At 44.9% G+C, this 23902-nt stretch carries 20 protein-coding genes; 7 read left to right on the top strand and 13 right to left on the bottom strand.

Annotated elements, in window-relative coordinates:
- Positions 1-15 precede the first annotated feature (15 nt).
- The 4 genes from NI468_RS09205 to puuE all read right to left on the bottom strand — a co-directional run bounded on the left by NI468_RS09205 (position 16) and on the right by puuE (position 3331).
- The gene (locus tag NI468_RS09205; protein ID WP_180038837.1) at positions 16-1374 is read right to left on the bottom strand and encodes a nucleobase:cation symporter-2 family protein; all 1359 of its coding nucleotides are present in this window, start codon (positions 1372-1374) and stop codon (positions 16-18) included.
- Between the two features lie 30 nt (positions 1375-1404).
- Positions 1405-1725, bottom strand: coding sequence for a hydroxyisourate hydrolase (gene uraH / locus NI468_RS09200; RefSeq protein ID WP_004646924.1), 321 nt, complete (start codon positions 1723-1725; stop codon positions 1405-1407).
- Positions 1722-2225: a 2-oxo-4-hydroxy-4-carboxy-5-ureidoimidazoline decarboxylase gene (uraD, locus tag NI468_RS09195; RefSeq protein WP_004729754.1), complete on the bottom strand. Its 504-nt coding sequence runs from the start codon at positions 2223-2225 to the stop codon at positions 1722-1724. The genes uraH and uraD overlap by 4 nt, the downstream gene beginning before the upstream one ends.
- A gap of 143 nt (positions 2226-2368) precedes the next feature.
- The gene (gene puuE / locus NI468_RS09190) at positions 2369-3331 is read right to left on the bottom strand and encodes an allantoinase PuuE (protein WP_253101476.1); all 963 of its coding nucleotides are present in this window, start codon (positions 3329-3331) and stop codon (positions 2369-2371) included.
- A gap of 310 nt (positions 3332-3641) precedes the next feature.
- Here puuE and NI468_RS09185 point away from each other — a divergent pair, with 310 nt between their 5' ends.
- The 3 genes from NI468_RS09185 to NI468_RS09175 all read left to right on the top strand — a co-directional run bounded on the left by NI468_RS09185 (position 3642) and on the right by NI468_RS09175 (position 6584).
- A complete protein-coding gene (locus tag NI468_RS09185; RefSeq protein WP_253101474.1) occupies positions 3642-4691 on the top strand; it encodes a Rieske 2Fe-2S domain-containing protein in 1050 nt (349 codons plus the stop codon).
- Positions 4692-5005: 314 nt separating this feature from the next.
- The gene (locus NI468_RS09180; protein ID WP_253101472.1) at positions 5006-6310 is read left to right on the top strand and encodes a type II toxin-antitoxin system HipA family toxin; all 1305 of its coding nucleotides are present in this window, start codon (positions 5006-5008) and stop codon (positions 6308-6310) included.
- Complete coding sequence (locus NI468_RS09175) at positions 6303-6584, top strand: helix-turn-helix domain-containing protein (protein WP_004280265.1); 282 nt, start codon at positions 6303-6305, stop codon at positions 6582-6584. The genes NI468_RS09180 and NI468_RS09175 overlap by 8 nt, the downstream gene beginning before the upstream one ends.
- Before the next feature lie 203 nt (positions 6585-6787).
- Here NI468_RS09175 and NI468_RS09170 read toward each other — a convergent pair whose 3' ends face one another.
- The 3 genes from NI468_RS09170 to NI468_RS09160 all read right to left on the bottom strand — a co-directional run bounded on the left by NI468_RS09170 (position 6788) and on the right by NI468_RS09160 (position 11134).
- The gene (locus NI468_RS09170) at positions 6788-8236 is read right to left on the bottom strand and encodes an NAD-dependent succinate-semialdehyde dehydrogenase (protein WP_253101492.1); all 1449 of its coding nucleotides are present in this window, start codon (positions 8234-8236) and stop codon (positions 6788-6790) included.
- Between the two features lie 16 nt (positions 8237-8252).
- Positions 8253-9515 (bottom strand): 4-aminobutyrate--2-oxoglutarate transaminase, encoded by a 1263-nt coding sequence (gabT, locus tag NI468_RS09165; protein WP_253101470.1) that lies wholly within the window; start codon positions 9513-9515, stop codon positions 8253-8255.
- Between the two features lie 347 nt (positions 9516-9862).
- A complete protein-coding gene (locus NI468_RS09160; RefSeq protein WP_253101490.1) occupies positions 9863-11134 on the bottom strand; it encodes a Glu/Leu/Phe/Val family dehydrogenase in 1272 nt (423 codons plus the stop codon).
- A 328-nt stretch (positions 11135-11462) separates the two neighbouring features.
- Here NI468_RS09160 and pdxR point away from each other — a divergent pair, with 328 nt between their 5' ends.
- The 4 genes from pdxR to NI468_RS09140 all read left to right on the top strand — a co-directional run bounded on the left by pdxR (position 11463) and on the right by NI468_RS09140 (position 16462).
- Positions 11463-12965, top strand: a complete 1503-nt coding sequence (gene pdxR, locus NI468_RS09155; RefSeq protein WP_253101468.1) for a MocR-like pyridoxine biosynthesis transcription factor PdxR — start codon at positions 11463-11465, stop codon at positions 12963-12965.
- A gap of 417 nt (positions 12966-13382) precedes the next feature.
- The gene (locus NI468_RS09150) at positions 13383-14837 is read left to right on the top strand and encodes an amino acid permease (RefSeq protein WP_004280273.1); all 1455 of its coding nucleotides are present in this window, start codon (positions 13383-13385) and stop codon (positions 14835-14837) included.
- Between the two features lie 371 nt (positions 14838-15208).
- On the top strand, positions 15209-16078 hold the full coding sequence (locus tag NI468_RS09145; protein ID WP_253101466.1) for an SDR family oxidoreductase: 870 nt from the start codon (positions 15209-15211) through the stop codon (positions 16076-16078).
- A 213-nt stretch (positions 16079-16291) separates the two neighbouring features.
- Positions 16292-16462, top strand: a complete 171-nt coding sequence (locus NI468_RS09140; RefSeq protein ID WP_253101464.1) for a hypothetical protein — start codon at positions 16292-16294, stop codon at positions 16460-16462.
- Between the two features lie 82 nt (positions 16463-16544).
- Here the strand turns inward: NI468_RS09140 and NI468_RS09135 are convergent, their stop codons facing one another.
- From NI468_RS09135 to NI468_RS09110, 6 genes are all read right to left on the bottom strand, one after another.
- The gene (locus tag NI468_RS09135) at positions 16545-17606 is read right to left on the bottom strand and encodes an enoyl-CoA hydratase/isomerase family protein (RefSeq protein ID WP_253101461.1); all 1062 of its coding nucleotides are present in this window, start codon (positions 17604-17606) and stop codon (positions 16545-16547) included.
- 20 nt (positions 17607-17626) lie between these two features.
- Positions 17627-18400 carry an enoyl-CoA hydratase gene (locus NI468_RS09130; RefSeq protein ID WP_253101458.1) on the bottom strand — a complete coding sequence of 258 codons (774 nt, stop codon included), beginning with the start codon at positions 18398-18400 and terminating at the stop codon, positions 17627-17629.
- 22 nt (positions 18401-18422) lie between these two features.
- Positions 18423-19550, bottom strand: coding sequence for an acyl-CoA dehydrogenase family protein (locus NI468_RS09125; RefSeq protein ID WP_086044840.1), 1128 nt, complete (start codon positions 19548-19550; stop codon positions 18423-18425).
- 58 nt (positions 19551-19608) lie between these two features.
- Positions 19609-21258 carry an AMP-binding protein gene (locus NI468_RS09120; protein WP_253101455.1) on the bottom strand — a complete coding sequence of 550 codons (1650 nt, stop codon included), beginning with the start codon at positions 21256-21258 and terminating at the stop codon, positions 19609-19611.
- 86 nt (positions 21259-21344) lie between these two features.
- Positions 21345-22235 (bottom strand): 3-hydroxyisobutyrate dehydrogenase, encoded by an 891-nt coding sequence (gene mmsB, locus NI468_RS09115; RefSeq protein WP_071850683.1) that lies wholly within the window; start codon positions 22233-22235, stop codon positions 21345-21347.
- Between the two features lie 11 nt (positions 22236-22246).
- On the bottom strand, positions 22247-23776 hold the full coding sequence (locus NI468_RS09110; RefSeq protein WP_253101452.1) for a CoA-acylating methylmalonate-semialdehyde dehydrogenase: 1530 nt from the start codon (positions 23774-23776) through the stop codon (positions 22247-22249).
- Positions 23777-23902 lie beyond the last annotated feature (126 nt).

Below are 23902 nucleotides of genomic sequence, written 5' to 3'. Positions count from 1 at the left end.
TCTGGTTTAAATTTTCTAATGTGGAAGCTTTGCCACAATTTCTGTAGTTGCTGTACTTTTATTTTTAAATAAGTTCAGATGATTGAACAACAGGTTGAGTAAAATGGCCATTAAGCAGGTTGAGCTGATGCCTGAATGAAACAAGGTTTGTACCCATTTTGGAAAATTGGCATAAAAGGAATGATCAATAATTGGAATCATACCGGCAGCAATAGCGGTCGCAACAATGATGAGATTTTTTTGCTCGTTATAATCAATTTTAGCCAAGGTACGAATCCCGCTTGCAGCGACTGTTCCAAAAAGTACCAGACCTGCACCACCTAATACCGGTACAGGAATGGCAGCAATCAAACGTCCCATAATGGGCAGTAAACCCAGCACTACTAAAATCATGCCACCCGCAGCGACCACAAATCGGCTTTTAATTCCGGTAATCGCCACCAAGCCGACATTTTGCGCAAAAGCACTTTGCATGAATGACCCAAAAACAGGCGCCATCGCACTCGATAACATATCGGCACGCAAGCCATTCGAGATACGATCCGCATCCACTTTGGTACCTACAATCTCACCCACTGCAATGATATCTGCTGTGGTTTCGGTCATAATCACGAGAGTAACGATGAGCATGGAAATAATGGCTGTGAGCTCAAAAGTCGGTAGTCCAAAGGCGAAGAAGCTAGGTACCTGAATCCATGTCCCAGTCGCAACTTTAGAGAAATCACCAAAACCGAATAAATAGGCCAGTACTGAACCTAAAACAATTGCTAGAAGAATAGACAAGCGACGGATAGCGGCCTGTCGGCTCAAATTCAGGCAAATTACTAAAGCCAAGGTCATCAATGCCAGACCAATATTCTCGACACTTCCCCATTCTGGTGCCTTGGGATTGCCGCCCATCATCCAGCGGACTGCCACCGGCAATAAAGACAAACCAATGATAGTAATGACGCAACCGGTCACGACTGGTGGAAAGAAACGGATAATTTTGGAAAAATAAGGTGCGAGGAAAAAACCGATCAATGATGCGACAATGACTGCACCGTAGACGGCTTGCAAACCACCGCCTGTAGTCACAATCGCCACCATCGTTGCGACACCAGCAAAAGAAACCCCTTGCACCAAAGGTAGTTTTGCACCGATATATTTCACCCCAACGGTTTGCAAAATTGTGGCTAAACCACCGACAAATAGCGCCGCCGCAATCAATAATCCAATTTGATAAGCTTCTAGGCCGGCTGCTGTTCCCACGATTAAAGGTGGTGCAATAATTCCGCCATACATAGTCAGTACGTGTTGCAAACCGTAAGCTGCACTTTTTCCCGCACCTAAATATTCATGTTCAGGTGATATTGTTTTACTTTGTTCTGTCATTTTTCTCACCCTCAAAGTCTAAATATAAAATCAGCTTCCGCGATATGTGGAGTACGCGAATGGGCTGATCAGTAAAGGAATATGAAAATGCTGGGACGCATCTTTCACATAAAAATGAATAACTGCTTTAGGAAAAAAAGTTTCTAAACCCGAATTTTCAAAATAGGCAGATGTAAAGAACTCAAGACTATAGGCACCCGCTTTAAACTCGGTCATGCCGAAATCACTGACGCGGCCGTCTGCATTGGTTTTTGCTTCCCTAATCAGGCGACCGTCTTCAGCAAAAAGTCGAATGACCACGTCTGTCGCAGGTTTTCCCAGATGTGTATCTAAAATATGCGTGCTAATCATGCATGAAGCTCCTGAGCCAGTCGTGACAAGGCAATTTCTGCCAGTTGATGATGGACAATACGTTTCTCAATCTCTGGGTCATTTAGCAAACGATAGTTCAGGGCTTGAAGGACGTCTTCACTGCTCAATCCAGCGGCTTTGATCAGAAAGATAAACCCATATTTTTTCTCATAGGCAAGATTGCCTTTAAGTAGAGCGAGCTGGGTATCTTTATCTGCTGTAATACCGGATTGTTCACGATGGGAAAAGTCTTTTTCTATTTCACTTAATTCAGCCTGTGCCTGTTTTTCACCTATACGGGGATGATTATCCAGTGCAGTTTTAATCTCATCCCAACTCCAGGTCGCCGCTTGTTGTTGCGCTGCATTCAAAATATCCTCAAGCGATGCATAAGGACGTTTTGCGGCAAGCTCGGTCGACCAGCTGGGTATTTGCACACAGTGCTTTAAAAAGATCATCGCATCTTCTGTTGATGCTTGATTAAATTCAACAAGTTGCACTATTCAATCGCCTGATTATATTGCTTGGTTATTTAAAACTGGTTTTGCAATAACAGTGCCAAAGCTGATGTGTTTGTTATTTTTATAAAGTACATGACTCAAAAAAGAGCATCTAAAATGATCTTTTCCAATATATTTTATGATTATGGCGCATGATGGTTATACCAGTGCTCGGCAATATCCCCACGGCGGCAAATCCAGACCTTGTCATGATTCTGAATATACTCTAGGAACTTTTGTAGTGCTTTAAAACGTCCCGGCCGTCCTAAAATACGGCAGTGCATGCCAATCGACAGCATTTTTGGCGCAGTTTCACCTTCGGTATAGAGCACATCAAAAGCATCTTTGAGATATTGATAAAACTGTTCCCCGCTATTAAAACCGCCAGGTGAACTGAATTTCATGTCATTGCTATCCAGGCTATAAGGAATAATCAAATGCGAACGTGTTTCCCCTGCCTGATTGGTCAAGGTGCTCCAAAATGGCAAGTCATCCCCATAGTAATCAGCGTCATATTTGATTTGAGGAAAATCAGCCAGAAGTTGACGGGTATTCGGACTGTCCCGACCGGTATACCAGCCGATCGGTGCTTCACCAAACAGGCTTTCCAGAACGCTGACCGCCTGATCCATATATTGGCGTTCCATTTCAATCGGCATGTCCTGATAATGTAGCCAGCGCTGACCATGTGAAACGACATCATAATCGGCTGCTTTAATCGCCTCTACCACATAAGGATTACGTACCAATGCCATGCCAACCCCAAAGATAGTCATCGGCAAACCACGTTTCTGGAACTCCTGATGAATCCGCCAGAAGCCTGCACGTGAACCATATTCGTACATCGAATCCATCGACATATGTTTATCTGGAAAGCTGGCAGCACCAATGATTTCAGATAAAAACTTTTCTGATCCTGTATCACCATGTTCAATGTGGTTTTCACCACCTTCTTCATAATTCAGTACAAACTGTACCGCGACACGCGCGCCGTTTGGCCATTGCACTTTTGGTGGTTCACCATGATAGCCAATCAGGTCACGCGAATAAGGTGCACTGCGAATGCTGTCAATAAGTTCTTGTCCGCGTAAGTAGCTAGTCGTCACATCAATTCCTTGTCGATTCTGAGTAAATGATCAATTTTCTATACGCGTGATAAGCAATTTATGCGCCAAAGTAGAGCATTGAAACTGAGAGCACGCTTTTTAAAAAAATATTTTCAGCGAAATTTAAGCTTAGAAATATCCCATCTCAATATTTGCGTGGTTGAATATAAAAAACCTAGAAAGATGCTTATTTGTTTTCAATCGCCGGTCAGTGTTCTGATTTACGCAATCCTATGTCCTGTTAATTGAAATTTCATAGAACACCTTGCTGTTTTATAGTCCAGCTAAAGGTCACGACACAGAATCCATTATGAATACAAATATCGCCACGTTTAGTCCCGACTTACCCGTCCATATGACATTCGAGGAACATGACTGGCACCTCTTGGCTCAGTACTGGTATCCGATTGCACTTGCGCGTGATATTACAGACCAGCCAACAAGTAGCATGCTGCTGGATATGCCTCTGGTGATTTATAAAATGAACGATGAACTGGTGGTGGCGAAAGATGCCTGTCCGCATCGCGGTGTACCTTTAAGCTTGGGGAAAAATGACGGCCAAGGTGTGGTGTGTCGTTACCACGGTTTACGCTTTGGCAGTGCAGGTAAATGCAACCGTATTCCTGCACATCCTCAGCATAAAATATCGGAACGTTTCCATTTGAAAACTTATGCTGCGGTAGAAAAGTATGGTCTGATCTGGTGTTCATTAAGCGCTACAAAAGATGCAGAACCTCATATTCCTAACATGCCTTTTTGGGATGATGCTGAGTATCAGCAACTGGTCTGCCCTCAGATAGACATTCAATGTTTTGCAGGAAGACAGCTCGAAGGTTTTATTGATGTGGCTCATTTTGCCTGGGTGCATCCAGACACTTTTGGCGATCCGGAGGATGTAGAAGTTCCTGATTACAGTACGACAGAAACGGAGGTCGGTTTTAATGCAGATTACATCAGCAGTGTAGGACGTTATCCGATCGGAATCGAGCAGCGTGGCCAGGAAGATTTTAAATGGTTACGTCATTTCGAAGTGAGCCTACCCTTTACTGCAACACTTACGATTCATTTTCCAAATCATGCCAAGCAGGTCATCATGAATGCGGCTTCACCCATGACTGCGCGTTCAACACGACTTTTTGCACCTATTTGCCGCAATTATGATAAAGATTTACCGGTTGAAGATGCCTACGCATTTAATCTGAAAATTTTCGAGGAAGATCGTTTAATTGTAGAAAATCAGAAACCTGAATATTTACCTTTGGACTTATCTTTAGAAGCGCATTTTCCGGCAGATCGGAGTTCAAGCATGTATCGGAAATTATTACGTAAACGGGGATTTAGTCCTTTATTTGCTGCTTAAAAGTTCATTCAAGTGAAAAAGCGATTATAGGTAGTAAGGGTTAGAGATGCTCTGATATTTAAAAAATTACAGGATTATTAAATTTATAAGCTATATGTCGATGTAGGTTTTTAGCCAAACTCATTTTTGAATGAATTGGGTTATATCGTGATTTCTAACAGGATACATCTTATTGTATAGCCTCATGGGTCGTGTATTCTAGTGAAGATAAGGCCTTTTAGAATGGTAAAGAATTTAAGAAGATAAAATTAGTTTTTTATTAAAATAGGTATATAATAAATAAAATCACTTTATTTTACTATTTTAATAAAATTATGGATCAATATTGCACACTGCAGATTTATCAGGAAGATGAATGGCTGGATTGCGCTATTGTTGAGGTTGTCGGTCAACCACAGACTGGATGGCAAGCAGCCACGCGCACATCATATCTATTTGAATATGCTATTTCTTATATGAACCTAAGCGATGGGCATGCGCTAGCCTATCATTTACCGGTAAATGTGCAAAATACATTGCAATCTACCTGGCCGGCCTTCCTGATGGATTTGTTACCTCAAGGTTATGGTCGTAAAGAATTACTCCGTCAGCTTAATTTTTCTGAAAATACTCAGGAACAAGCAGACTGGGCGCTTTTAAAAGCAGGTGCAGGCAATCCGATAGGTAACTTACGGGTGAAAGAGGCTTATGAATGGCTACAGGGGCAATTCCCTGTTCAGCAGAATCATGGCTTTAGTCTGGACCAAGTCGTAGAACGTCAAGAAAAATTTATTGAATCCTTAGCCTCTTATGGACTTTTTATTGCCGGCTCTTCTGGTATTCAGGGCGAGTGGCCAAAATTACTGCTGACCCAAGGTCATGATGACCTGTTCTATCTGGATCACACGCTGACAGATCATCAGGTCAAACAGCATTGGCTAGTGAAATTCAGCCGTGGCAGCGATCAGAATTTAGATAAAATTTTGATGCACGAAGCCTTATATATGAAAGTTGCCCAGTATCTCGGACTTCGTGTTCATCAGGAACTGGAACTGCATGGCAAGACTTTATTTATTCCCCGATTCGACCGTAAAGTTATTGAGGGGAAGGTTGAAAGAATCGCTCAGGAAAGTATTGCTTCTCTGGGAGGAAAAGCCGGTTTTGGGGTAAGAATGACCCATAACCAGATCTGTAACCTGTTGATGCAATGCTGTACTGAACCAAAACAGGAAATCTTTGAATATTTGAAGCGTGATCTTGCCAATGTCGCTTTAGGCAATAAGGACAATCATACCCGTAATACAGCGATTCAACGTTTCAATAATGGAATCATTCGACTAACCCCATTATTTGATTTTGCGCCGATGTGGCTACATCCAGATGGTATTGCCCGAACTACGCGTTGGGAGCGAGATGATCATGGTGGTATGCCAATTTGGCATTCAGTCATTGAACAGATCGCCGAAAGCACGATGATTGATCCAAAAGAAATCAAAGCGGTGTTAATCGAACAATTACCACTTTATCAGGGATTACTCGAGCACATGCAGTATCTGCAATTGGCACCTGAAATTCTGGAAAATAGCCAGTATCGAATTGATAATATTTGCCAACAATTGGAGGAGCTGAATTATGGATAAACGCTTCAAGCCACTGACTCCGATTCAACAGATGCAAAAGAGATTGTCTGTACTTGAAACCGTCAGTAACAATCCTGACTGGCCTTTTCATCAGGTTGCTCGCTTCATTCGTACCGAGTTGCACCTCACACTCAACGATATGGCTAAAATTACCAAGATTGCTCCCCAGACTCTACAGAAAATGGAACAACCTGAAGGCAATCCAACACTCAAGTCTATGCAGAAATTACTGGATGCTTTTGGTTTAAAGTTAGAAATCAGGGTTAAATCCTGATGATAATCTGATGCTTTAATTGATATTTAGGGGAATTTTAGAGAAGAAGAATGACTTAACAACTGAAAATATGCCCTCCTCCAATCTGTTTATTGAGTCCTTGCTCCATCGCAGGAATCCCGGTTTAAATTAAACGCGGGATTCACTGGAGACTGATATTTTCTCATCAGTTTTTAATGAATACGTTTATTTTGTAAACGTCATTATGAAGAAATATCAACACAGAGATATTTCATTTCAAGGTATTCATCCATACCGAATTTAGACCCTTCACGGCCTAATCCCGATTGCTTGACTCCACCAAATGGCGCAACCTCATTAGAGATAGCTCCGGTATTGATTCCCACCATACCGTATTCTAAGGCTTCACCTACACGCCACTGACGTGCTGTACTTTGGGTAAATACATAGGTAGCCAGACCGAATTCTGTATCGTTCGCCATCTGAATTGCTTCTTCTTCAGTCTTGAAACGGAATAACGGCGCCAACGGTCCAAAAGTTTCTTCTTTTGCCACACGCATCTGCTGAGTAACTTCAGTCAGAAGCGTTGGCTCGAAGAATGTACCGCCCAGATTTGAGCGCTGTCCACCGGTTTTCACCTGTGCACCTTTGCTCACTGCGTCGGCAATATGTGACTGCACTTTTTCGATCGCAGCCTCATCAATTAATGGACCTTGGGTAGAAGCTTCATCACGGCCATCACCGACTTTTAGTTTGGCAACGGCAGCCACCAGTTTTTCTACCAGCGCATCATAAATGCCATCTTGTACATAAATCCGGTTCGCGCAAACACAAGTCTGTCCACTATTACGGAATTTACTGGCCATGATGCCCTGTACCGCCTGTTCGAGATTAGCATCATCAAAGACCAGAACTGGCGCATTGCCACCAAGTTCTAAGGAGAGTTTTTTGATGGTCGGCGCACATTGCTGCATCAGGATACGACCGACTTGAGTTGAGCCGGTAAAGCTTAACTTTTTCACGGTTTCGCTTTCACATAAGACCTGACCCACTGCAACCGCATCACCACTGACATGCAGCAATACATCTTGTGGCAAACCTGCGCGCAAGGCCAAAACTTCAAGCGCATAGGCGGTTAAAGGCGTTTGTTCAGCCGGTTTAACCAGCATGGAACAGCCAGCAGCCAGAGCTGGCGCGGCTTTACGGGTAATCATCGCCGCCGGAAAATTCCACGGTGTAATGGCCGCTGTCACCCCAATCGCCTGCTTAATGACCAATAACCGTTGATGGGCAAGCGTTGGAGTCAACACGTCACCATCAATACGGCGTGCCTGCTCAGCAAACCAGCGGATAAAGGAAGCAGCATAACCGATTTCACCCCGTGCCTCAGCCAGTGGCTTGCCCTGTTCAGCAGTCAGGATCTGAGCCAGGGACTCTTTATGTTCCTGCATCAGATTGAACCAGGCCCAAAGCACATCCGCACGTTCAAGTGCTGTCTTGGCTTTCCATGTTTTCTGTGCTTGCTGAGAACGAGCAATCAGCTGTTCTACAGATGTCCGGTCATGGGATTTCACCCAGGCCAAAGTGGCTTGGGTTGCTGCATCTCTGACTTCAATATATTCACCCGTGGCAGGCTGATCGAAGCTGATATCAGGATGCTGTAATAAATCTCTATATTGCGCTTGAAGCATGATCATTACTCTTTCATTAGGCTGCGACAGACAGTGCAAACCCTTGTTTCAAGATAGCCAATCCCGCACGGAACTGTTCTGCCGGAATCGTGAGCGGGTATAGGAAACGGATTACATTACCATAACGACCGCAGGTCAGGATTAACAGACCATTTTGCATGGCATGGTTTTGTACAGCTTTTGCCTGTTCCGCAGTTTCCAGCTCAACCGCTACCATTGAACCCAGTGCACGAATCTCTTTGACCATGCTAGAAGACATTTTCAGTTCATGCAAAACATCAACCAGTTCTGCGCCTAGATCATTCGCTCTCTCACAAAGCCCTTCTTCTTCAATGATATCCAGTACCGCATGTGCAGCTGCAACAGCAACCGGGTTACCTGCATAAGTACCGCCCAATCCACCTGGATTTGGTGCATCCATGACTTCAGCACGACCCACAACGCCTGAGATCGGAAAACCGCCGCCAAGACTTTTGGCCATCGTAATCAGATCTGGCTTGGTCTCATAATAATCCATCGCAAACAGTTTACCTGTACGTGCAAAACCAGACTGTACTTCATCAGCAATCAGTAAAATGCCGTTTTGATCGCATAGGACACGCAAGCGTTTCAGGAATTCTGCAGGCACCACATTAAATCCGCCTTCGCCTTGTACAGGCTCAAGCACAATTGCTGCTACGTCATGCGCAGCAATATCTTCTGCGAAAATGTCTTCAATGCTTTGAATTGCATCATCAACACTAATGCCTTTGGATTCCACCGGGTAACGGGCATGGAAAACACCACCAGGCATCACCCCAAAGTCGCGTTTATAAGGTGCAGTTTTACCGGTCATGGCCATCGTCATGAATGAACGGCCATGAAAACCATTACCAAAAGTCACAATGCCATGACGGCCAGTATGGGCACGGGCAATTTTAACTGCATTTTCGACAGCTTCAGCACCAGTCGAAAAGAATGAGGTTTTTGCAGCACCTTGGATGGGAGCGCGTGCATTGATACGTTCTGCCAGAGCAACGTAACTCTCGTATGGTACAACCTGATAAGCCGTATGGGTAAATTTGGTTAATTGTTCAGTGACCGCAGCAATAATTTTAGGGTGACGATGGCCAGTATTCAGTACGGCGATCCCGCCCGCAAAGTCGATATATTGATTGCCTTCTGCATCCCAAATGGTCGAGTTTTCTGCTTTCTCTGCGTACCATTGACACATGACCCCAACACCACGTGGTGTTGCCTGCTGTTTACGTGCATTCAGTGCTGAGTGTTTACTGTCCATTTTGTATCCTCATTCTTGATTCATACGTTGTAAATTTTGCTATCCGGATCTTGGGATAGAAATTTGCCAAAGACTGGCTGATATGGTTCATTTTGCGCTTTTATACGTATGAGACGAGAGCCACTTTGCAGCAGATCGAAGGAGCCAATTGGTCTAGTTGAAATGAGTAAAAGAGTCAAAATATAAAATTATTTTATTTATAAACAGGTATTTATGTTTTTAATAAAAATTGGCTCCTTTTTAAATAAAGAAGCCAATTTAAAAATCCATTGCAAAAATTTAGGATAGGTCATCATGGATTAAATCCATTCATTTTTATGGATTAATCCATCTTGCAAAAACTTCGCTTAACCCGGATAGATGCCGCGTTCCTGACGCGCCATTAAAATCCGCTCACAGGCCAGAATATAAGCGGCTGTACGCAAAGAACATCCGGCCTGGACTGATTTTTGCCATACATCCTGTACCGCATTTTTCATGCTGGCATCCATACGCTGATTAATCTCTTCCTCGGTCCAGAAATAACTGGCCAAATCCTGAACCCATTCAAAATAGCTGACCGTCACGCCACCCGCATTGCAGATTACATCTGGCACCACGGTAATATGACGCTCACTCAGAATTTCATCCGATTCAGTCAAAGTGGGACCATTGGCACCTTCCAGAATCATTTTGGTCTGAATATTTTGCGCGACCTGAGTATTAATCACACCTTCCAGCGCTGCCGGAATAAAGACTTCGGCAGGAATGGTCCAGAAAGCTGATGCAGAAATTTCATCGCTGGTAGAAAATCCCTGAATTTTATGGTGGGCATTTGAGTATTCAAGCAGCTTTTTAATATCAATCCCCTCTTTCTGATACAGGGTGGCAGAATGGTCCTGAACACAGATCACTTTGCTGCCATTTTCCTGGAAAAGCAGCGCAGCTTCACTACCGACATTACCAAAGCCCTGTACACAGACCCGGGCATTTTTTAAATCTAGACCAATTTGCTGAGCAACTTCACGACCGCTAATAAACACACCACGGCCTGTAGCCTTACTGCGGCCCAAAGATCCCCCTAAATGAACCGGCTTTCCGGTCACTACACCAGTAATCGTAGAACCTGCATTCATGGAAAACGTATCCATCATCCAGGCCATGATTTGCGGATTGGTTCCAACATCTGGTGCAGGAATATCTTTTTGCGGTCCAATAATTAAATTGATTTCTGCCGTATAACGTCGGGTCAAGCGTTCCAGTTCGCGTTTGGAAAGCTGGCTCGGATCGACTCGCACACCGCCTTTGGCTCCACCAAAAGGTAAATTTAGAGCAGCACATTTGATTGTCATCCAGGCTGACAGAGCCATCACCTCATCCAAATTGACATCTGGATGAAAACGCACACCGCCTTTGCCCGGACCGCGGGTTAAATTGTGCTGAACACGATAGCCTTCAAAATGCTGAACCGTACCATCATCCATAATGACCGGGACATCGACAATCAAACTGCGCTTTGGGCGTCGCAGCATATCCAGTCTTTCACTCAGTTCACCCAGATAAGGCGCTACTTTATCCAGTTGCTTAAGATAATTGTTCCAGGCCGTTGTACCCTGATCGGTGTAGGTCAATCCTTTCATCATCATGTTCATTCTATGATCCTTTTGTTATATGCAGTCGCATGTCCTGGCGGCTGCAACACATCTCTATTCGCCTGTTATGGCAATCATTGCTTGATTCAGGTCTCAGTTCAGCAAGCTCCTAACAAAATCAGTGTCTGGATTTTTCGCTTTAGTTTTAATCGGTATCTGTGTATATTGCCTGCCCGCCTGTATGCTCGCATTCAAGCCGCAGGTACATGATCAAAACGCATACAAGACACTTTACAATGACTGCCTGATCAGACTATTTTGCACCTAGCAATACCGCTCTCACGAGAGCCATTTCAAATTTGTAGGAGAGAGCCAATTGCGTAGCTTGCTTGGAGATTATTTACTGCAGCGATTGCAGCAAGATGTCACAGGAACATTACAGATGCGCCTGTTCCGCTGCTTGCGTAACGCGATTATTGATAGCGTACTGGCTCCCAAAACCCGCTTGCCTGCATCACGTGATCTGGCCAAAGAAATTCAGGTATCGCGTAATACGGTTTTAAATGCCTATGAACAATTACAGGCACAGGGCTATGTGGATGCCCGTACCGGTCAAGGCACCTGGGTGGTAGAGAAATTACCTGAGTCCTTTTTGGTGAAGGCAGAACAAAGCTCTCCTGCGGTTACGGAAAAAAAAGCACAGCAAAATTATAATCTGTCGCAACGCGGTTCCTACTTGCTCGGCTATTCAGCAGCCTCGCCTTATCAATGGGGAGCCTTTGTACCGGGCGCACCCGATGTAACCGAATTTCCGCATCATATTTTCAGCAAAATCCAGACACGTTTGAGCCGTGAACCTCAAGTCAACAACCTGATTTACAGCAATGCCGGTGGCTCCCTGGAACTACGTCAGGAGCTGGCGGAATATCTGAAAATTGCTCGTTCAGTGCAGTGCGATGCTGATCAGATCATTATTACCGAAGGCACCCATCAGGCAATTGACTTAGTCTCGCGTACTTTAAGCGACATTGGTGACGAAGTCTGGATCGAAGATCCGGCCTATTGGGGCGCGCGTAATATTTTACGAATTAATGGTGTGAATCTGCGTTCCTTACCGGTCGATCAGGAAGGGATTATTCCCGATCTGCATCCCAAGAAACCGCCTAAGCTGATTTTTGTGACGCCTTCGCATCAATATCCCTTAGGTTCACATTTAAGTTTGGAACGGCGCAAACAGTTAATTGCACTCGCACGCCAACACAATAGCTGGATTGTTGAAGATGATTATGACAGTGAGTTCAGGTTCTCGGGCCAGCCCTATCCTTCTTTACAAGGTTTGGAGCCGGATTCTCCGGTGATTTATATGGGGACGTTTAGTAAGACCATTTATCCGGCTCTGCGCATTGGCTATTTAGTGGTACCAAAGCAGCTCTTTTCTTCGTTGCGAATTGTGGCCTCGGAACTTTATCGTGGTGGTCACTTAATCGATCAGCAAACACTGGCTGAATTTATCCGTGAAGGACATTATGAGGCGCATATCCGACGGATGCGTTTATTGTATGGCAAACGCCACGCTTTTTTAATTGACCTGATTCGCCGACATTTAGGTGAAGATTTTCTGCATGAATACAATACCGCCGCCGGTTTGCATCTGATTTTAAAATTGCCGAGCAGCAGTGATGATGTCTTGATTGCATCCAAAGCGCTTGAACTGGGAATCAAGGTCAGAGCCTTATCGCAATACTATACCAAACATTATTCCACCCGGCAGAAAGGATTATTACTGGGCTTTGCCTGTGTGAGTGAACAGGAAATTCTGGTGGCTTTCGGGATATTGTTAAAGTGCTTGCGCGAGCATGGGATCCGCACTTTAACTTAGTAAAAACTCAGGGATCAATACAATTATATTTTTAAAATCAAAAAGCTTTTAATTTATTTTTAAAGGGAACATAAACCTGCTTTTAGCCTGATATTTTAGGTAGGCTTTATTTTTCTGTAAATATTGCCTGCTTATATTTTTTATCTCTTAAGCCAATTGGCTCCTTTGAATTGCTCAAAAATGGCTCTCGTCACTTTACAACAAAAAAGAGAAATTAACCGCATACATGAACAGCATGTAACCGTACTTTAATCAAAGTGTGATCCTGTCTATAGGGCTACAAGGATTCATTTTATTAAGATTAACTTAATATTGGTCAAGCACTGATGAATTCGGTTACAGTTTCAAAGGATAAGATAGCGTAAGCCAAATAAGGAATTTTATTGCCGCTACGCTATTGATATTAAGGGAAATTATATGGCAGAACATCAACATTTCTCCAATTCCGAATCATCAAACGGCTTAAAAAACGGACTTAAATCACGCCATCTCACCATGATTTCAATTGCCGGTGTCATTGGTGGAGCACTCTTTGTCGGCTCCGGTAATGTCATCTATTCTGCAGGACCGGCTGCACTCATTGCCTATACTCTAGGTGGAATATTAGTTTTACTCATCATGCGTATGCTGGGAGAAATGGCGGTACTGAATCCCGACAGTGGTTCATTTTCAACCTATGCGGATCGTGGAATCGGGCGCTGGGCTGGATTTTCTATCGGCTGGTTATACTGGTCTTTCTGGACGTTGCTCATGGGCTGGGAAGCCTTTGTTGCCGGGAAAATCCTAAATAGCTGGTTTCCATTTATCCCGATCTGGGGCTATATGCTTCTGGTCACTGTAGCACTGGTCTGGATTAATCTCCGTGACGTAAAAAACTTTGGTGAATTCGAGTTCTGGTTTGCCCTGATCAAAGTTATTGCCATTGTACTGTTTCTGGTGTTTGGTAGTTTGGCCGTGATGCACCTGTGGCCTTGGGGCGATGCCTCTATGCTCGGTGGTACAACTCATCTAACCGCCCAAGGCTTTATGCCTAATGGGTTTTCATCGGTGATCACGGCCTTATTGGGTGTAATGTTTGCTTATATGGGAGCAGAGATTGTCACCGTAGCAGCAGCTGAAACCAAAGATCCAGCCAAGGAAATTCGTAAGGCCGCTAATTCAATTGTATGGCGTATCATTTTATTCTATGTCGGTTCAATGTTGATTACGGTTTGCCTGATTCCACACAATAATCCTTTATTGAAAGATCCGACCTGGGGTACGTATAGCGTAGCGCTTACTGCACTCGGTATTCCAGAAGCACGCCATATTGTTAATTTTGTCGTGCTCACCTCGGTATGTAGCTGCTTTAACTCCGCACTTTATACCTGTTCACGCATGGTCTATTCCCTCTCGAAACGTGGAGATGCACCAAAGAGTTTCGGTTTAACCAACCGCAATAACAGCCCATGGGTAGGTGTCATCTTTTCAAGCCTGTTTTCTTTCGTGGCGATTTATCTGACTGCCACCGAAAGTATGAATATTTATGATGTCTTGATGTTAGCGACTGGTACCGTATCTTTATATGTCTATCTTGCTATTGCCATTTCTCAGCTTAAGTTACGTAAAAAACTGGAAGCTGAAGGACAAAATATTCCATTCAAGATGTGGTTATTCCCATGGCTCACTTATCTGGTCATTATCTTTATTGTCGGCGCTTTAATTACCATGATTATTGAAGGAACCTATTTTAAAGAAGTGGTTTATACCAGTGTGCTTGCATTATTTATTGTGGGCTTAGGCATCTGTGCACAAAAGTTTAACTGGGGTAAAGCCTCAGCCAAAAAGGAAAAGGCAGCACAGGCCAGAATTAATTTAAGTGATAATCTTTAATTTATTTCTATAGAAATTTTTTAAACACATCAGAATGAATAAATAAATGGAGAGTTAAAAAACTCTCCATTTATTTTATATACAAGCCCAGTAAAAAAGGCCTATGTATGTCTAGATTTTAAATCTCCGTTGATACCTCACCTTTCCTAATCAAATTTCACCTTTCAAGACCACCTCAGCTATCAAAGTGTAGCCAGAAGCTGTTTCATCAGCTTTTTCTGTTCTGGTTGCTCAACCTGATCCGTTTCAACGAATAATTGATAAATCTCGAATACATTCTGTTATGAAATGTTGAGTCCAGCCTCATTTTGCCTAAAAGCTTCTAATATATTTTTTCTTATATGGCCATAATCATTGGAATTGGAAAAGATATGAATCATTATCCTGAAACCCCAGCTTCAACTGAAACACAAGACCATCAACCGGGTGTGCAAACCAAAATGGACCCTGCACCGGAAATTATTAAACCGCATTATAAAGGCAGTGAAAAATTAAAAGGCAAAGTTGCCTTGATTACCGGTGGTGATAGCGGGATTGGCCGTTCTGTATCGGTCTTATTTGCCCGCGAAGGTGCAGATATCGCCATTTGCTATCTGGATGAAGATCAGGATGCACGGGACACCAAAAAAATGGTGGAAGATGAAGGCCGCTGTTGTCTGCTGATTCAATGTGATTTACAAGATCAAGATGAAATCAAGAAAATGGTGGAAAAGACCCTTCAGGAATTTAAAACGATTAATATTCTGGTCAATAATGCCGGGGTTCAATACCCTCAAGAAAGTATTGCCGATATCTCGCCCGAGCAATTACTTAAAACATTTAATGTTAATATTCTGTCGATGTTCCACCTGACTCAGGCGGTGATTCCGCATATGCAAGAAGGTGACAGTATTATCAATACCACCAGTATCACCAGTTATCATGGACATGACCAGTTGATTGACTATGCAAGTACCAAAGGTGCCATCACCACATTTACCCGAAGCCTTTCCACCAATTTATTGAAAAATAAAACCGGCATTCGTGTCAATGGAGTCGCGCCAGGTCCAATCTGGACACCATTAATTCCAAGTAGTTTTGATGAAGAACAGCTCAAAGATTTTGGTAAAAGTACCCCAATGGGCCGCATGGGCCAGCCAAGTGAAGTAGCACCGGCGTATTTATTTCTGGCCAGTGAAGAAGCCAGCTATATTTCAGGTCAGGTGATTCATGTGAATGGCGGCAGTATTATTAACGGCTAATCAAGCAAAGAAGATGATGGTTCTAGATGACCGTTATCTTCATCTCCTTGATTTCACGCCCATATATTTTTAAGAAATATTTTTAAAAATCAATGTATAAAACATTTTCTAGATTCTATTTTTCTTTTATAAAATAAGTCAAACAAATACTTACCTGCATAGAAACCAGCCCTTGTTATAGTAATTTAAGCCAAACCTGATGAGGATATTAAGATGCCTAGAGGTGACAAATTAGCCTATACCGATAAGCAAAAACGGCAGGCCGAACATATTGAAGAAAGCGAAAAAAAACGTGTTCATTCTGAGGAAGAAGCCGAACGTATTGCCTGGTCGACGGTCAATAAACAAGACGGCGGTGGCAAGAAAAAGAAAACGTCCCACTAAATAGAATTCATGTCGATGAAAGTATGGGACAGATACAAAGACCCTCTATAATTAAATTATGGAGGGTCTTTTAGCATCAGCTTTAAGTAATATTTTCGATACGCTGCTGAGTCCATGCTGGCCAGATCTTTTGCAAGGTCTTTTCAAATTTTGCATTTTCGGTTCGCCATTGTGGATTTTTGTCCTTATCAATAATCAGCGCACGAACCCCTTCAATAAAGTCGCCCTGCTCTAACCAGACATCCTGCAAGTCCCGTTCTAGCTGCATACATTTTTCTAGCGACAAATTCTGTCCGGCTTGCTGTAACTTCAGGCTGGTCTGTTTTGCCATCACCGGACGCTGCTGCAAGATCGTCAACATTTTCTTCGCCCAGTCCTGATCTGTGAGATCGATGGCATGTGCCAGACTCTGTTCAATCTCATCCAGGTTTGAATAGCCAAAATGCTGATTAATCAGATCTGCACGTTTTTGCAGCTCACTTTCCACCGGATGCGTAATATAACCACTGATAATTTTCTGGATTTCAATCGGATTTAATACAGGCGCTGCAGTCAATGCTGCTTCTAGTTCAGCAAAACGTTCACTCGGCACATGATAATCGACCAGATCCAGATACAGCGCATCACTGCTACTGATCTGCTCCCCGGTCAATGCCATATAGACACCAACTTCATCCAGTCGGGACAGAAAATGGGTCGCTCCAACATCCGGGAAAAATCCAATCGCAGTTTCTGGCATGGCAAAACGTGATTTTTCACTGGCGACTTTGATATGACAGGCTTGAGCGAGGCCAAAGCCTCCGCCCAGTACATAGCCATCCATCATCACGATCACGGCCTTTGGAAAATTACGCAAGGTGCTCAGCATCTTATATTCAGTGGCAAAAAAATCCTGATATTGGGTATTGCCGGCCTGATAGCTGTCATACAGATAGCGGATATCTCCTCCAGCACAAAACGCCTTGGGACTGTTGGAATTGATCAGGATGGCTTGTACTTCTGGATCATGGCACCATTGATCGAGTTGCGCCTGAATACCCTGAATCATCGGGAGGGTTAAGGCATTTAAATGGCTGGTGCGGTCCAGGCTGATAATGCCCAGACTTCCTGCGACCCGTATCGCTAAATTATTTTCATCACTCATTTTATTTTCCTATTTTTGTTTTATTGATGGGTAAATTTGGCTGGGCGTTTTTCTACAAAGGCCTGCATGCCTTCTTTTTGATCGGAACCGGCAAAAATCGAATGGAAAACCCGGCGTTCAAAGCGCAGGCCTTCAGCTAGGCTCACTTCAAAGGCCCGATTAATTGATTCTTTAATCATCATCACGGCAGTAAGCGACTTTTCAGCAATTTTCTCGGCAGCTTGCAGGGTTTGTTCCAGCAATTCTTCCTTGGCAAAAACCCGAGCGACCAAACCACTTTGTTCCGCTTCCTGCGCCCCCATCTGCCGTGCAGTCAGGCACATTTCCATGGCTTTGGCCTTACCAATCGCCAAGGTTAAACGCTGGGTCCCGCCAATGCCGGGCAACACGCCTAAGGTAACTTCAGGCAAACCAAATTTTGCATTATCAGCGCAGTAAATAAAGTCGCACATCAATGCCAGCTCGCAACCACCACCCAAGGCATAGCCGCTCACTGCGTCAATTAAAGGTTTACGGCGCTGCGCAATCCGGTCGGCCAGACTAAAAAAATCGTCCAGATAAATTTGCGGAAAATTCAGATCTGCCATTTCTTTAATATCGGCACCAGCAGCAAAAGCTTTTTCCGAACCGGTAATCACGATACAACCAATTTCGGGGCCTTTTTCCAGCTGATCAAGAGCCTGATTGACCTCGACAATCAGCTGGTTATTCAGTGCATTTAACGCCTGAGGACGGTTTAAGGTAATCAGTCCAACACCGTTACGTTGTTCGAGTAAAATGGTTTGCCATTGCATGATAAAAATCCTTTTTAATTCCTTATAAACTGCGTGCAATCACCAGGCGCTGAATATCGCTGGTGCCTTCATAAATCTGACAAATCCGCGCATCGCGATAAATCCGCTCAATCGGAAAATCTTTCAGATAACCGTAGCCGCCAAAAATCTGCAGCGCTTTGGAGCAGACACGTTCCGCCATTTCCGAAGCAAATAGCTTGGCCATGGAGGCTTCAGTTAAACAGGTTTCACCGGCTTCTTTCTTGCGTGCTGCAAAATGGACCAGTTGCCGTGCTGCTTCAATTTCAGTCGCCATACTGGCCAACCTGAAAGAAATCGCTTGCTGTTCAAAAATCGGTTTGCCAAAGGCCACGCGGTCATGCGCATAGGCCGTTGCTTCTTCCAAGGCGGCACGCGCCAAACCAACCGCCTGTGCCGCAATACCGATTCGCCCGCCTTCCAGATTGGCCAAGGCAATTTTTAAACCTTCGCCTTCTGCACCGAGTCTTAAACTTTCATGAATGCGGACATCGGTTAAGGCAATCTGACAGGTATCCGAAGCATGCAGGCCGAGTTTTTCTTCGACCCGAATCACTTCATAACCGGGCGTGTCGCGCGGCACTAAAAATGCACTCATACCTTTTTTCCCCGCAGCTGGATCAGTCACGGCAAACACAATAATCATTCCGGCATTGTGGCCTGAGGTAATGAACTGTTTCGCGCCATTCAGAATGTAATGATCGCCGTCCTTGACCGCCCGGGTTTTAATCGCGGCAGCATCCGATCCGGTATGCGGTTCGGTTAAGGCAAAGGCACCAATCATTTCACCTTGAGCCAAAGGCTTTAGAAAATCCTGCTTTTGCTGTTCCGTCCCGAACTTGAAAATCGGCACACACCCTACAGAGTTATGTACGCTCATAATCGCAGATGTTGCACCATCGGCCGCAGCGACTTCTTCTAAGGCCAGAACATAAGCCAGCGTACCTGTGCCCGAGCCGCCCCATTCTTCCGGAATCAGCATGCCTAAAAAACCCAGCTCTCCCATTTGGGCTAAGGCCTGTTTAGGAAAGATGCCTTTTTGATCCCACTCGCCGGCAAAGGGTTTAATCTGTTCCTGGGCGAAGCTTTTTGCCATGTCCTGAATCAGTTGTTGTTCTTCCGTTAATTGCATGGATTCTTCCTTCAATCTCTTTATTTAATCTTCTTATTCAATCTGTTGGCTTTAGCTGTTATGCGGTCTTGGCTTGCTGCTTGTTGATTTCCTGATTGCGCAGTAAAAAGCGTTGAATTTTACCGCTTGGGGTTTTCGGCAATTCAGTCACAAATTCAATCAGGCGTGGATAGGCATGCGCAGATAACCGCTTTTTCACAAATTGACCCAGCTCTTCTTCCAGATGGGCCGAAGCTGCAAAATTATTCGCCAGAATCACAAAGGCTTTAATCACTTCGGTACGCTCAGGATCAGGCACGCCAATGACTGCTGCTTCAATCACGGCATCATGTTCCAGCAAGGCACTTTCCACATCAAACGGGCCGACCCGATAACCTGACGTTGTAATGACATCATCACTACGCCCAACAAAGCTCATACTGCCATCTGCATGAATTTCTGCGGTATCCCCAGTTAAGTAATACTGTCCGACAAATGGAGATTTACGGCTTTCTTCATAGCCAGAGAACCACATCATTGGGGACTGGCTGATATCCACTGCCAGGATGCCCGGGACGTCAGCTGCTAATTCATGCCCCTGTTCATTGACAACGGCGATTCGGTAACCCGGGCTGGCAAAACCTGCCGAACCTGAACGGACCGGATGTTCCAGAGCATGATGATTACACACCACCATCCCGACTTCGGTCTGGCCATAATGGTCATAAATCGGCACATCCAGCACCTCTTTAAACCAGCGGATCACTTCCGGATTTAACGGTTCTCCCGCACTGCTGACAACACGTAACTTACCGCGTAGTTTTGCCATTTGAGCAGGATCGGCCGCCATCATCATGCGGTAAGCGGTTGGTGCACCGGCCAGATTGGTAATGCCATATTCCTTAACAATTTCGCAGACACTTTCGGCATTAAAACCGCCTTCATAAAACAAGGTCGAGTGTCCAAGCATTAAGGGACCAGTAATCGCGTAATACAATCCGTAGGCCCAGCCGGGATCAGCAATATTCCAGAAAGCATCTTCAGGAGTTAGACCAATGGCATTTTGCATATAGCTTGCAAAAGCAATCAGTGCTTTTAACGGCACTTTAAGCGGTTTCGCCGGTCCGGTGGTGCCCGAGGTAAACATCAATAAAAATGGATCATTAACATTCAGGATTTCCAGCTCACAAGCTTCAGCCTGACGGTTTAATACTGTCCAGAAGCTAAGATCGTGCGGATAGCGCTCTGCCTCAGTTTCGGCATGTACCGTCACAATCGGTGGACAGTTGCTAATTTCAGATAATTTATCCCGATTCGCCAGATCGGTCACCACCAGCTTGCTTTGCGCCAGCTGAATGCGATGCTCGATGGCTTTGGGACCAAAGGCAGTAAATAACGGTTGATAGACTGCACCAATCCGCCAGGTCGCTAAAATGGTAATGATCAGCTCCGGGGTACGCGGTAATAGTCCGGAAACACGGTCACCTTTACCAATGCCTTGAGACTTTAAAAAGTTGGCAAACTGGCTGGAATATTTTTTGAGCTCGGCAAAGCTATATTGTTCTTTACGGCCATCTTTACCATGCCAGTACAAGGCAATGGCATCGGAATTGGCATGACGGTCACAGCATTCATAACAGGCATTCACTGCCTGCATGGAACCGGAGAGATACTGGCTTGCAACCGTATTTAAATCAAAGTCTTGAACCGTTGTTTGATAATCTAACATGTTAAACCTCAGCCTGAATTTATCGTTATTACTGACAAGGTGTAATTATTGAAGCGAATCCTTGTTCCATCTGAATCTTTTAAGTTTTAAGCAGGTGGCGTAGTGTATTGATGCATGATGCTGGAGAAGTCCAGATGGGCATCGCCTTCCTGACACAGTTGTTGATAGAGTTTTTGTACCATGCTGCCCAGAACCACCGGCTGATCCACCTGTTGCGCAGCATCCACGGCCAAGCCCAAATCTTTGAGCATCAGTTGTGCGGCAAAACCGTCGGTATAGCCCCGCGATGACGGCGCATTGACACAAATATCGGGCCACGGATTATAAATTTCCGAACTCCAGCAGCGTCCGGTGGAACTGTTAATCACGCCAGCCAAGGCCTGTGGATCAATGCCCAGTTTAGCCCCGAGTGCCATCCCTTCTGCAACCGCAGTCATGGAAATCCCCAGAATCAGGTTATTACAGATTTTTGCAACCTGTCCTGTTCCCACCGCACCACAATGCACCAGATTTTTACCCATACAGCCAAGAACCGGTTTGACGGCCTCAAAGGTGGCATCATCTGCACCGACCATGAAGGTTAAAGTGCCATCTTTTGCACCTAAAGTACCACCGGATACTGGTGCATCACAGACGCGAATCTGCTTGGCTTGCGCTGCTGCAGCAACCTCCTGAATGGTTTGTGGATCAATGGTGCTGCTGTCGATACATAAGCTGCCTGCTTGAAGCACCTCCAGAATACCGTGTTCACCTAAATAGACTTCACGCACATGCTTGGCGGCGGGCAACATGCTGACCACGATCTCCGCCTGCTTCGCGGCAGCTTGTGGACTGTCGCAGACGATACCGCCCACTTCTGCAAAATGCTGTAAAGCCACTGCACTTAAGTCATAACCAAAAACTTGATGACCCGACTTGAGCAGGTTTTGCGCCATGGAGCCGCCCATATTGCCTAAACCAATAAATGCAATCTTCATGCTGATGCTCCTTAACGCAGACTGATCGTGGTATTGACACCGGTGGTTTCCTGGTCATCTTCAAACCAGCGGCTGGTAATGGTTTTGGTCTGGGTATAGAACTGCACCGCCTGTTTGCCATAAGGACCTAGATCACCCAATTTTGAACCGCGTGAACCGGTAAAACTGAAGAAAGGCACAGGTACAGGAATTGGAATGTTAATGCCAACCTGACCGATATCAATCTGGTTCTGGAAGGTACGTGCCGTATTGCCATTTTGGGTAAACAGTCCAACGCCATTACCAAACGGATTGGCATTAATCAGTGCAATCGCCTGTTCCAAAGTATCGACATGCATGATCGCCAGTACCGGGCCAAACACTTCTTCCTTGTAAATGCGCATCTCGGTCGTGACCTGGTTAAAAATCGTTGGACCGACAAAATTACCCTGCTCATAACCCGGAACCTGTACATTACGGCCATCTAGCAACAGTTCTGCGCCCTGTTCAACACCACTGTTAATCAAATCTATGACACGAGCTTTGGCACGGGTTGAAATCACCGGTCCCACATCGGTATTCGGTTCATGTCCGGCATTCACCTTTAAGGTTTTGGTTTTATTGACCAGTTCATCGACCCAGTGCTTGGTCTCACCGACCATTACCGCCACGGAAAGTGCCATACAACGTTGACCTGCTGCGCCAAAAGCTGCACCGACCAAGGCATTTAAGGTCTGTTCTTTATTCGCATCTGGCATCACCACCACATGGTTTTTGGCGCCCATCATCGACTGCACACGCTTGCCGTGTTGGCCTGCAAGGTTATAGACATGCGTGCCGACTGCAGTCGAACCGACAAAAGAAATCGCCTTGATATCGCGATGGGTACACAGTAGATCGACCACTTCTTTGCCGCCATGTACCACATTCAGTACGCCTGCCGGCACACCTGCCTGAATCGCTAACTCAACCAGCATCATGGTCGATAGTGGATCCTGTTCAGAAGGCTTTAAGACAAAGGTATTGCCGCAGACAATCGCCATCGGGAACATCCACAGTGGAATCATCGCCGGGAAGTTAAACGGTGTAATTCCTGCACAGACACCTAGTGGTTGCTGCAAGGTATAGGTATCGACACCACGTGCCACCCCTTCAATATACTCGCCCATTTGTAGGGAACCGATCGAACAGGCATGTTCCACCACTTCCAGACCACGCTGGATATCACCTTCGGCATCAGCCAGGGTTTTGCCTTGTTCCGCCGTTAATACCTGGGCAATACTTTTTAAATTAGTACGAATCAGATCCTGCAATTTCAGCATGATGCGCATACGGGCCTGAATTGGAGTCTGGCGCCAGCTGGCAAAGGCATTTTGCGCAGCCGCAATCGCTGCATTGACTTCTTCAGCAGTGGCAAAAGGCACTTGGCCCAAAACTTCCTGAGTGGCAGGATTAACAATATCTTGCCAATGGCTGGTTTTTGATTCGACAAATTCACCATTAATGAGAAGTTTTGCGGTGGTGAATCCGGTACTTTGCTGTGGATGAGAAATGGCGTTCATGGTCGCTCCGTGCTGGTTTGTTATTGTCGTTGTATCTGCCTTTACTGGCTTTTATTTAACGTATAATTTTTACGCTGTTTCAGCAGACTAACAAAGAACACTTTGACCACCAATAGAAATTGGTGC

The sequence above is a fragment of the Acinetobacter lwoffii genome, from assembly GCF_024129355.1.
GTDB classification, from domain to species: domain Bacteria; phylum Pseudomonadota; class Gammaproteobacteria; order Pseudomonadales; family Moraxellaceae; genus Acinetobacter; species Acinetobacter lwoffii_I.
This window is presented reverse-complemented; position numbering and strand designations above follow the sequence as displayed.